This window comes from Solibacillus sp. FSL K6-1554 (assembly GCF_038005185.1).
GTDB classification, from domain to species: Bacteria; Bacillota; Bacilli; order Bacillales_A; family Planococcaceae; genus Solibacillus; species Solibacillus silvestris.
Map to the genome: position 1 here is coordinate 3,292,940 of NZ_JBBOSS010000001.1, position 11,914 is coordinate 3,304,853.

Annotated in this window: 10 protein-coding genes; 3 read left to right on the forward strand and 7 right to left on the reverse strand. The window is 31.5% G+C overall.

Annotation, left to right across the window (positions count from 1 at the left end; all coding sequences use genetic code 11):
* Window positions 1–6: 6 nt before the first annotated feature.
* Together MHB58_RS16430 and MHB58_RS16435 are read left to right on the forward strand one after the other, a co-directional pair.
* Window positions 7–1,128, forward strand: a complete 1,122-nt coding sequence (locus tag MHB58_RS16430; RefSeq protein ID WP_340735638.1) for an S-layer homology domain-containing protein — start codon at window positions 7–9, stop codon at window positions 1,126–1,128.
* Between the two features lie 209 nt (window positions 1,129–1,337).
* A complete protein-coding gene (locus MHB58_RS16435) occupies window positions 1,338–1,745 on the forward strand; it encodes a hypothetical protein (RefSeq protein ID WP_340735639.1) in 408 nt (135 codons plus the stop codon).
* A 487-nt stretch (window positions 1,746–2,232) separates the two neighbouring features.
* On the opposite strand, the gene lepB (MHB58_RS16440) is transcribed toward MHB58_RS16435, so the two are convergent.
* The 5 genes from lepB (MHB58_RS16440) to MHB58_RS16460 form a co-directional block, all read right to left on the reverse strand.
* Complete coding sequence (gene lepB / locus MHB58_RS16440) at window positions 2,233–2,796, reverse strand: signal peptidase I (RefSeq protein ID WP_340735640.1); 564 nt, start codon at window positions 2,794–2,796, stop codon at window positions 2,233–2,235.
* Window positions 2,797–3,515: 719 nt separating this feature from the next.
* The gene (locus MHB58_RS16445) at window positions 3,516–3,794 is read right to left on the reverse strand and encodes a hypothetical protein (protein WP_340735641.1); all 279 of its coding nucleotides are present in this window, start codon (window positions 3,792–3,794) and stop codon (window positions 3,516–3,518) included.
* A 367-nt stretch (window positions 3,795–4,161) separates the two neighbouring features.
* On the reverse strand, window positions 4,162–4,725 hold the full coding sequence (gene lepB, locus MHB58_RS16450) for a signal peptidase I (RefSeq protein ID WP_340735642.1): 564 nt from the start codon (window positions 4,723–4,725) through the stop codon (window positions 4,162–4,164).
* A 309-nt stretch (window positions 4,726–5,034) separates the two neighbouring features.
* A complete protein-coding gene (locus tag MHB58_RS16455; RefSeq protein WP_340735643.1) occupies window positions 5,035–6,093 on the reverse strand; it encodes an S-layer homology domain-containing protein in 1,059 nt (352 codons plus the stop codon).
* A gap of 1,086 nt (window positions 6,094–7,179) precedes the next feature.
* Window positions 7,180–7,302, reverse strand: coding sequence for a hypothetical protein (locus tag MHB58_RS16460; RefSeq protein ID WP_340735644.1), 123 nt, complete (start codon window positions 7,300–7,302; stop codon window positions 7,180–7,182).
* Window positions 7,303–8,327: 1,025 nt separating this feature from the next.
* Here MHB58_RS16460 and MHB58_RS16465 point away from each other — a divergent pair.
* Window positions 8,328–8,513 carry a hypothetical protein gene (locus MHB58_RS16465; protein ID WP_340735645.1) on the forward strand — a complete coding sequence of 62 codons (186 nt, stop codon included), beginning with the start codon at window positions 8,328–8,330 and terminating at the stop codon, window positions 8,511–8,513.
* A 40-nt stretch (window positions 8,514–8,553) separates the two neighbouring features.
* Here MHB58_RS16465 and MHB58_RS16470 read toward each other — a convergent pair whose 3' ends face one another.
* Entirely contained in the window at window positions 8,554–9,477 is a 924-nt protein-coding gene (locus MHB58_RS16470) for a hypothetical protein (RefSeq protein WP_340735646.1), read from the reverse strand.
* A 639-nt stretch (window positions 9,478–10,116) separates the two neighbouring features.
* Window positions 10,117–11,892 (reverse strand): DUF262 domain-containing protein, encoded by a 1,776-nt coding sequence (locus MHB58_RS16475; protein WP_340735647.1) that lies wholly within the window; start codon window positions 11,890–11,892, stop codon window positions 10,117–10,119.
* Window positions 11,893–11,914: the final 22 nt, after the last annotated feature.

Here is an 11,914-nt window from a genome sequence, read left to right on the forward strand (position 1 = left end):
CACACCATGAAAGCAGTTCGAATTTTATTAGTTTTAGTTGTTTCGTTTGGTCTTTTTCCGGTAACGCAAACATTTGCTGCAGGAAAAACAATCAATCAATATTACATGGATGATGTCAATTATGAGCATGGAGCATATGAACAATTAGAACGCTTCTTATATGCAGATATCATTGATGGATATGAACAAAAAGAGGTTTATGAAGAAGATGGAGAAGAATATGAATATACATCGATTCTTTTAAAACCTGAAAATAGTATTACACGTGCACAATTCACGAAAATTTTAGTGAATGCCATGAATTTAACAAATGGTGATATTAAAAAAGAGTTCCCTGATGTTAAATCTTCAGCTTGGTATTATGACTTTGTCCAAATTGCAAGTAGCAGAGGGATTATTACTGGGAAAGAAGACGGTACATTTAAACCGAATGATAAGATTACACGTGCTCAAATGGCAGCTATGATCTATCGTGCATTTAATGAGACAGTCGATTTTTCAAAAAACGGAAAAACATTTAACGATATAAATCCAGAAAGCTACTCTTATGATGCTATTTTAAAAACAGCAGCTGTCGGAATCGTGAACGGTTATGGAGACAAGTTCAATCCGAATGATTTTGCGAAACGTTCTCACGCAGTGTTAATGATTGACCGTGCTTTACATTTAGAGCCTGGTACAGAGGAAGACAAAATTTCAGTTCTCCATACGGTTAACCGAAATGTCACAGAAGAGTTTACTCTTTATGAAGAACAGCAAAATCTAGAAGCATTTGAAGCACTTTATCGTGAAACAACAATGGGTTATTATTTAGCATATTCGCTAGATGGCCATAATCTACAAGATGATCCTGAATTATCACTTGGTTCTATTTCAATGAAACAAGTTGGGGAACATTCAAGCAAAGTGATTTCAGTTAATAAACGTTTTGCAGAAGTGAAGGTAGATAACTTAAAGGTTCGAGTTTCTATGAGTGACCCTGAAATGGAATTTAATCTTGAAATGACTGTAGATTTATCGGGAACTGCCTACTTAAAGAAAACAGACAGCGGTTGGAAAATTTATAACGTCGTTTACGATGAAGAAGATTATGAAGATATGCTGACTGAAGCTATGGAACAGAATTAATTTGAAAAGATCCCTAATTCTATTAAAGGAGAGGGATCTTTTTTAGTATTTATGCACTTAATGTTTGAGTTTCGTTCAGAAACTTTACAAGACAGGAGTGTTATTTCATTGACCTTGCAATTTCTAAAATTTGATTCTTCCATTGATGAGTTCTCACAGGATTAGGACAATTACTAAACGCATAAAATTGAAACAGGAAGAAAAATGAGGTGATTTTTTTAGAAAAACTCAGGAAAATTAATATGAAAACTGCTGTATTTATGGGAATTATTTTTTACTCTTTGACTATCTTAATCCACTTTCTTATTATAAGCAAAAGTATTCCATTTACATGGGTTAATGGTGGAAGGTCTGAATCATTCGCTGAACAGCTACCAATATCTGTTATAAGTATCGTTATTTCTATTATTGGAGTAGTTTTTACGTTGATTGTTGGGAGAATTAAACTATATAAATACCAAAGAGGAATAACCGTTATATGTTGGTTTTTTGTTGTACTTTGGTCTTTTGGATTTATACAACAATTGTTTGGAACACCTTTTGAAAAAACGGTTTGTTCGTTAGTATTACTTATTGGAGTTATCTCGAACTTGCGTATGGCGATTGAAAAAAAATAGATGTAACTATTTAATTAATAAGTTTTTGAACAATTACACTTAAACTAAAGGGGTGCTATAGTTTAACATGCAAATATAAAAAAATGGAACTTCCATTTTTATAAGTAATATCAATATTTAACTTTAACAGAGCCTAATAAAAAAGCACTTTTCCTTGTTCAAGAAATGCGCCCGATTGTTGAAGATTATAAGATAATATTCTAATGCCCTATAGCCTCTAACAAATAACCAATATGCGTCAGCTGCATAGCTATTACTACACTTGAGAACGCGATTACAATTAAACAAATTGCTTTGATTAAATTATAAAGTTTATCACTCAACTTATAGCCCTCCATTCTAATAAGTTAGACGGAATTTAACTCTTGAACGTTCCATATATACCCATATTGTATATTCAGCCAATTCACCCTATTACTGAATAAAAGCACAATTCTACTCAAGAATTGTGCCCGATTGTGGAATATCACTTTTTGTATAAATAGGGTTATTTAACAATACCTAAATTGTCAAATGGATAAAATCTAACATTGGCTTTTCCTAAAATTTTTTCCATTGGAACTAATCCTACCCTAGGATCTCTGCTATCAGCAGTTTTTCTACGATTATCCCCTAAAACAAATAAATATCCGTCCGGTATTTCTTTATAATCTGTTAAAGATTCTAAAGCGAAATCGTATGTAAGTGGAGCATTGTCTATTAGTTGTTCTTTATATTCATCTAAATAAGGTTCTTCTAAAGCTTCACCATTGATATAAAGGATATCATCCTTATAGGCAATATAGTCTCCCGGTAACCCCACAACCCTCTTAATGTAATTTTCACCAATCGGGGCTTCAAATATTATGACATCAAATCTTTCTATACCCGAAATCTGCTTACTAAGTTTATTGACAATAACTCTGTCTCCATCCTCAAATGTTGGCATCATTGAAGAACCATCTACCACAATTGGTGAAAAAATAAATGTTCTTATAGCAATAACAAAAACAACTGCTACAGCAATAGTTTTAACCCAATCTAATAGTTCTTTTTTCTTTGATTTCCCCAAAAAACATCACTCCTTTAATTACCATAAAATAAAATTTTTCTACTTGTACTATTCTGCTACTTTAGTTGAAGTACATTACTTCACAATTCAACCTAAATTGTAACATAAATTCTCCATTTTTTTTAAGTACGTTACTCAATTAAATGGCCCTATAACGGAAAAACGCGACCTTCATATTGAAGAATCGCGCCCAGATTGTTGCATAAGGATGGCATCAGTTCTATATTTAATTAAAAAATGGTAGGTGTGAGTATGCGTTTATTAAAGTCTATAAATAACTTTTTAGAAAGTAAGTATATGTTTCTTATACTAGGAACATTATTAGCTATAGTAGCAATAGCGCTTTATGTTAGGGGGTTAGGTGGTCTTTCTATCTTTATAGCTTCTCTTTTCTCTATTTCAAATTTGATATTGTTTTTTTATGTAAATAAATATGGGTTTAAAAATAAAAAGTAAAGAAGTCAGTCTTCGTAGAGGACTAAACCCTTGCTTGGTAACATTTCATAAAAAAGGCATCCATTGTATTCACCATTGGATGCCGCTTTCATATTCCGATAATTTTTAAAAGCACTGTTTGTTACCTTCTATTGGTTCTTTAACGAAAAAGAGCATTTCCTTTATTCAAGGAACGCACCCTTTAGCCGAAAAATGCGATTTTCTTATTGAAGAATCGCGCCCAGATTGCTGAATAGTGAAAGGACAAATGTGTCACCGCTAATTTATGGTTGTTGAAAACCATAAATCCCTACAAATAATATAACACCCCAAATACATATTCCTAAGATATTTAAAAAAACAAGGCTCTGTTTTAACAGTCCTTTTTCCCCAAGCAAACCAAATATTAATCCTAATACTCCAAAAAACAGAGGTAAATAGAGACTTATATTTATAACTAAGGTAAACAATTTGTCGCCCCAAGTTGTGGTAGCGAAACTAAAAGGTAAAATAGTTAATATAAAAAATATACCTGATAAAATTGTAAAATACTTCTTTGTCACAATAAATCACCCCGCCTTAAAATTCGAAAATTGCCCGATTGTTGATGATCGTTATTCAGTTAAAGCCTCCAATTAGTTCTATAAAAACTGTCTAACTTACATAAAAAATCTTTGATTGTTGAAGAAATCCCAAAAATTACTCTTCATTGTTCACTTTTCTGTAAGTAGAAAGCCTTTCTTTTACTCAACTAATTTGCCCCATTAGTTTAAGCCATTGCTTAACAAACTTAATTAGACTTTAACATAAATATCCAAATATTTCTTATTTAGAGTTATTCCACAATATGGCCCTATAATTGAATAAAGCACTTTTCTTATTCAAGAAAAGCGCTCAATAGTTGAAGTTTATTTTACTGTTTAAATAGATTTATCTAACAATACCTAAATTACCAAATGGATAGAATCTAACTTTGGCTGTTCCTAGAACTTTATCCATTGGTACTAATCCTACATTTGGATCTCTGCTATCAGTAGTTTTTCTACGATTATCTCCTAAAACAAATAAATAACCCTCCGGTATTTCTTTATAACCTGTTAAAGATTCTAAATTGAAATTGTATGTTAGTGGAGCATGATCTGTTAATTTTTCTTTATATTCATCTAAATAAGGTTCTTCTAATGCTTCACCATTAATATAAAGGATATCATTCTCGTATGAAATAGAATCTCCCGGCAAGCCCACAACGCGCTTAATATAATCTTCACCAATCGGCGCTTCAAATACTATGACCTCAAATCTGTCTATACCAGATATTTGCTTACTAAATTTATTAATAATAACTCTGTCTCCGTCCTCATATGTTGGCATCATTGAAGAACCATCTACTACAATTGGTGAAAAAATAAATGTTCTTATAACGATAACAAAAACAACTGCTACCGCAATAGCTATAAACCAATCTAATAATTCTTTTTTCTTTGATTTCTCCAAAATAACAGCGCTCCTTTAATTACTCTAAAATAAATCATTTCTTCTTTCACTGTTCTGTCGTGTTAGAAGTAATATTTTACTTCACAATTTAACCTTAATTGTAACATAAACCCACCACTTTTTTTGAGACGTTATTCAACTAAATGGCCCATTAACTGAAAAAGGATTCCTTGCTTATTCAAGAAAAGCGCCCGATCGTATGTGTTGAAGAACTTAATTTATACTGATAAAAATATCTTACGAGTCAAGCTTATATATTTCAAGCAATAAAATAGGATATCAAGCATCCCATTGTATTTCTATTGTTTCTTATTTTTCTGGTGTTACATCTTTATAAGAAACTTCAAAATTACCCTTTGTTCCTGTAACAGTAATTTCTAGAACTTTCTCCTTACCAGTTCCACCACCGTTTTCAAATCTTGCAAAAGTCTTACCAACTTTTTTAGGCTCAAGAATAGCATATACATTGTCCAATGTTTGTTCTACACCAGTACCTCTAAGGAACGCTGTTGTTTCATAGTTAGAAATTTCCTTAATAGAGACAACCGAAGAGTCGTCAATTTCAGCTTTGTCATGCACCCATCCTCCAGTTGCAACCTTACCTACACTTCTATTAGTTATGTCAAAGTCTTTGAAGTATAAATATTCATATTGAGTTCCTTTTTGCATACTGTTAATCATCAATGCTAACTGAGAGCGCTTAAGGGCTTCTCCTTGTCTAAACTCTAATAGTTCACCTCTGTCTTTATAAGTTTCTCCTGTTTTGTAACCAGAGACAAAATTATAATAATGCATAGTTTCAATTGCTTGACTGAATTGACCCTCTAATGTAAGCAAAGTATCGCCATTCTCAACGGCGCTATTTTCGCCACCACCTACATAATATGTAGTGTCAACAAAACCATTTAAGCCTATATCGTGACCACCGATTAATGGTATTTCAAAACCTTTTACTAAAATTGATGACATTTGACCACGAGTTAAAGGGTCGTTAATGCCGAATATACCGTTGCCTTTTCCTTTAACAAGTCCTGCATTCTCTAATGCGGCAATATACTTATAGAATTGGTGGCTCTTTGGAACATCCTTGAATTTAGGATCTTTAACATTCTCTATATCAAGTTCTAAAACTTTTGCAATTATACTAGAAGCTTGACCTCGTGTTACGTTCTCGTATGGTCTAAATTTTTCATTAGTTCTACTAATAGCCTTTTGTTCTATTAAGCTTTCTACTGCTGAATAGAAGTTATCAGATGTCTTTACATCTTTGTAATGCACTGAACTAGCGCTTGCATCTGCTCCTGTACCCATCATACTTGTGAAAAATAAACCTGTTGCTAACCCTGCTGTAATTAATGTCTTCTTCATTTTCCTTCATCTCCTATAACAACTTATTCCATGTTAAGTTTGTTTATATTTCTGTACATCGTCTTATGATTGACATACCCATCCTGCTGTACAACGCTGTACTGACGGAAAAAATGAAAATTAGTTTCACATTTATTCAAATTTTTTTTTAGCAAGTCTTTTAAGACTATGGAGGTGAAGAAGATTAATCACTAATATGCTCCAATTAACAACGACCTTAACCCAAGTATCATAACAATGAGGGTCACTATGAATTGTACAAACCGTTTGCTCAGGGGGGACCCCTTTAAATCTTATATAAAAAATGTCTCTAAAGCATTGTTTGGTAACAAAAATGACTGTTATTCAACAATATGGCCCGATTGTTGAATATCATATTTAATAAAAATGAATTAAGGGATAAGAAATAACGTAAGTTTTTCTTAAATTCAACCATAAGATTTCCGCAAAAAAAATAAAGCATAAGTTTTCCATTTGGAAAACTTATGCTTTACGTCACAACGTCGTAATAATTTTAAGTATATTTCTGCCTAAAATAAAATTAAGTATATCTTTGCCAATGCGGCAAAGATATACTTAAAGTTACACTTCACTGAATTTCATACAAATTCATTCTATGGAGACGGTGGGAATTTGAACTAATTGCCTATAAACCTAGTCATACCAACGTTTCCAAGCACTTTAAATTATTATTAGCCAGATTATAGCCAGACGTGTTAACACCGTATTATAAATCACCATACAGGGGAGCTAGCTTGTTCATATTGCTAAAGCACATAGATTACAAAAATTTTGAATCCTATAGACATCCTGGATTACTGGGATGGGTCAATTGAAAAGTTTGTTAGGTAACATTTATGCATTTTTAGATGAATATAAGTGTACCTTAGCAAATGTTATTATAGCCACTTAAAATAATTGGGATAAATATAAAAGAGTTAGGTAAGATATACCAACTAAATTCTCTAAAAAATCCTATCTAATTAAGGGTTATAGCTAAGTACCTAGCACTGCTTATTAAAAATACAGATAATCGTATAGTGCTCTTTTATAACAAACATAAGTGACCTTTATTCTTTAATTAAGTTATTTTCGTTCAAGGAAAGTTATCGCCTTATCAATTTTCTTAATTGTTTTATTAAATCCAAAATCAGTTACTTTGGTAAGAGGTTGTGTAGATTTTCTCTTTATTGTACGTTTCAAACCCATGTTTACCCCTCCTGTATAATATTCTTTACAGCTTAATTACTTATTCCTATTATAACATACAATAACTTTGGCTTTGATTCTGGAATTTTCTACAAAAATATTTGATGTAACTGAATTACCGACCATTTTTGCATTGTTCTACACGATTTTATGATAGAACAAAACCACATTTCCAGTATTTTGCATGACTTTTTTATACTACAAAACCACATTTTCAGTGTTTCGCATGACTTTTTTATACTACAAAGCCTCATCCTCGTTGTTTTGCATGACTTTTTTATACTACAAAGCCACATTCTCGTTGTTTTGCATGACTTTTTTATACTACAAAACCACATTTCCAGTGTTTTGCATGACTTTTTTATACTACAAAGCTACATTCCCTGATTGTTTTGCATGACTTTTTTATACTACAAAGCTACATTCCCTGATTGTTTTGCATGATTTTTTTATACTACAAAACCACATTCTCATTGTTTTGCATGACTTTTTTATACTACAAAACCACATTCTCGTTGTTTTGCATGACTTTTTTATACTACAAAACCACATTCTCGTTGTTTTGCATGACTTTTTTATATACAAAACCACATTCTCATTGTTTTGCATGACTTTTTTATACTACAAAACCACATTTTCGTTGTTTTGCATGACTTTTTTATACTACAAAGCTACATTCCCTGATTGTTTTGCATGACTTCTTTATACTACAAAGCTACATTCCCTGATTGTTTTGCATGACTTTTTTATACTACAAAACCATTCTTCATTGTTTTGTAGGATTATTGGATAGGGCAAAACCCTTAGTTCATAAATTTGTACACTTCTGTCGAGTACTAAATTTAAATAGATGCAACTAAATATGAGACTTTTATGTCCACCGATCAAATTCCTTTTATTACTTTCCATATAAAAATCACAAAATCCATTGGAGCAATAAATGGAATATTTCAATAAACCTCTGCTTATAGTAAACAAACAAATAAAAATGGTGTCTTCATGACATTTTGAAAGGAATCGCGGATATGAACTTAGTAGCTGATAAATTAGAATTACAATCACTTTTGCTGGAGCAAGATATTTTTTACAATGGTGAAATAATAAGTACAGACATGAAAAAAATTATTCTTTCAACGGCATTCGATCTGTTGAACATTTCAAAAAATCATGCTAATTGCAAACAAAAATCACCATTACTTAGTTCATACTAGGCAATGGTAATTTGCTTTTCACCGAAGAAATTTCCCCTATTTACGAGGCTGCCTGCTTCACTAAGCTTTCTAGATAATCCAGCTTATACTTAGGTGGAATCGTAATCGGATTTATTCCATGCTCATTGAACAGTTTCAGATATTTTCGATAGGTGCTATCTGAATAATGCTTAGTAGGTGTATCTAAGTTTCCTTTAGAAACATACTTTGCGAATTTTTTCATTTCTGTTTTTTCTCTAATTGATAAATCCATTGCAGCAACCATTGCCTCTAGCATAGGATAGGAATAAAAATCACCAGTAGGACATATGTTCAAAATGTACTTGTTCATATAGTTGGCGTATTTTTCTTTTTTAAAATAGTCCTTTAATAACCGTAGCTCTCCTTTTTTATATTTTTTGTACTTCAAATGATCTTTTTTAACACACACCTCAAATCTCATCATCCCTCTTTCCCACATCTCAATATATTCTTTTTTATCTCTTCGCTCTTGTTCCTTATCATAAGAGATAGTATGAATGCTTTTACATTGATGATATTGTGAAGTAAAATAAATCTTTTTTTCCAAGTGAGCCTTTTTCTTTTTTAACTTCCTGAATAATTCAAAGTATATCTTCCTAATATTTTCATCAGAAACCTCAATATCAAATCGATAATCAACTCTACTAAGATTATGATGCTCGAATAACTGCTCATTCCCATAAACTATACTCAATGCTCTTTTAATATAACGTTCAACTTGCTCATAATCGCTTTCTTCTACATTCCCTTTATTTAAAATCAAAGGAATATCTATTACCATCTTACAAGATGCATTTAGGTTATTTGAATATTCCACACTACTAACCCCTTTAATCATATGCCTGTGTAAAATTTGATTTATCGGTTCCTTGCCATAGTGATCCTTTCTATAGTTTATATGTTCGTAATCTAGTTGTATTGAAAACTCTGCTGTATGAATCATATTTTCTCTCCTCTTTTGAAGCAGATGATTGTCTATTTAACGTAGTTATATCAACGGATTCCCGTTTCTTTCTTACGCCAAATCACCCGCTTATTTACGTCTCTTAACTGCTCATATTTCAAGTGACTTTTCATTCTACAAAGTTCCGAGAGAAACTATTCAAAAAATATTTTCCACACTATGTTTATTATTTTAAAAACGCTATAAATAATAATGCAGATATGCATAAGACACGAATATTTATACTTTGCCTAGGGGCAACAGGATGAAATATTTAGCCAAATAAGCTTTGTAATAGTACTTAACAATTTAATTTATGGACTAGAGTAATGAATAATATTGCAAAACAATGAGTATGCTTCATTGCCAGTTATGACTTAAACTGAATACCAAATTCATTTACACCAAATCTATCTTCAATGTTATTTAGCCAACAATTTAAGAGTGGGAAAATGAAGGGATTGAAGGAAATAATCAAAAAAATCCTACATCATTTATGATGTAGGATAGGAATTTAATATAAGTTGGGAGTAGGTCTTTATAACCGCTATTCTCGGCAATGTTGTCTTATTGGTTAATTAGTATTCTTTTTAATCCACGCTAATCGCATTGGAAATCAGATAATCAACGTGATTTGCATTACACTTTAATTAAACCTTTTCTTTTAAGTTCTTCAATCATTTTTAATTCTTCAGCCGTTGGAACTGGAGAGGTTTCATCCTGAGCAGATGTATTAGGTTGATTTAATCCCCAATCATTTAATATGATTAATAGCTCATCAGAAATCCTAATATCTCTCTCTCGAATTTCATTTAATCCCCAATCATTATGATTTTTAGAAAGATTAAGCACTAGTTGGACTTTTGATTTTTCATAGCTTTGTTGCTTTTTTTTAAAATATCCGTTTCCTGCAATAATATTTAGTTTTTTCTCAAACGGAACCTTATTTCCAATATGTTCTACTAATTCTTGTACTTCGCTTTCAAAGTTACTAGGAAAATAATTTGTTTGCCATTTTTGAGGCAAGATATGCTCTATTTCCCATTTCTCAGGAAGTAATTCCTTTTGATTTTGATATGCTAGAATCTTTAATATCATTCGAACTGTATTACGGTGAGCAAGCTTGATTTTATCTTTTAATTCTTGTTCACTTACTTTAGGAAAATCAAATGTTGGAACAGGAGATTTGATTATTTCAGAGTTTAAATTTAAAATTCCTCTCTTGACAGCATTAATAGTCGGGGTAACAATATATCTTGCTGCCAAAACTGCAAGTAGTTTCTTAAGAAATTTTAAAAATAGTTCTTCGAAATCCTCTGATTCATTATATTTAAGATAATATATAACAACTGGATACTTCCAAAATTCATTTGGATAAGAAGTTAACATATCCAATACTTGTTTAATTTCTATATTTTTCGACCAGTCTTCATCATCAATTTCTACACGATTATTCACTACAAGCCATAAGTTAATCACCGTACTCAAATTTTCTATCACATCACTCTTGTATAACTGTTCAAAATTATTTTTTGAATAGTATTTTCTTATACCTGGTGTAGTTGTATTTCGATCGTTTTCTAAAGCTCTTAAATAGAACATATAATAATAAAACAGCTTTTGAATACTTTCATTTGCATTGGTTGCATCATCATCAAGTTTTTTCCATTGTTCAATGAAAGTTGCTTTCCCATCAGCATCCAACTGATTATATATTTTTGCTTTAAAAATATCTGCATCTGATAATGCTAATCCTCTATCGTTCAAAGTTGAGAAAATTGTTAATGCCGTATCTTGTGAATCTGCCGTAATTGGTAATAGAATTGCTTTATTTAGTACATTTCGAATAAACCAGAAAAATAACTCTGGCTCATTCGTAGCATACCTTTCTATTAGCTCTGTAAATAATCTGTAGTTTAACGAATAGTTATCTTTTGCTAAAGCTCCAACATCGCCTGTAATAAGTATTTCTGAAAAAACTTTGTTTCCTTCGTCTCTCATTACTCTGGATTTAATAAGCGTTTTTTCGAAATCGACCTCAGCAGTTAATTCATCTTGTTCCCACAATGCAGATTCAATTTGCCCCTTGAAATTTTTAACTTCTTTTGTTTCTGTCATTGAGCTTAGTTTAGAATAAAGTGCACGAAGTAATAAAAACAAAGAAGTGATTCGCTGTTGACCATCTATTATTTCTTGTTCGTTATTTTCATTTTCGTATGAAACAATTGTTCCTAGAAAATAAGTACTCTCATTATTATTTTCTGTATACTCTACTAAGTCCTCAAAGAGCGTTTGAATTTGTTCATCAGACCAAGCATATGGACGTTGATACTCAGGGATAATGAACTTATTAACTTTACCTGTTTCTAATAATTGTTTAACACTTTGTTTATTCACTTCGATTGTCGTTGCCACTACCCATTCCCCCTCTGTTTCA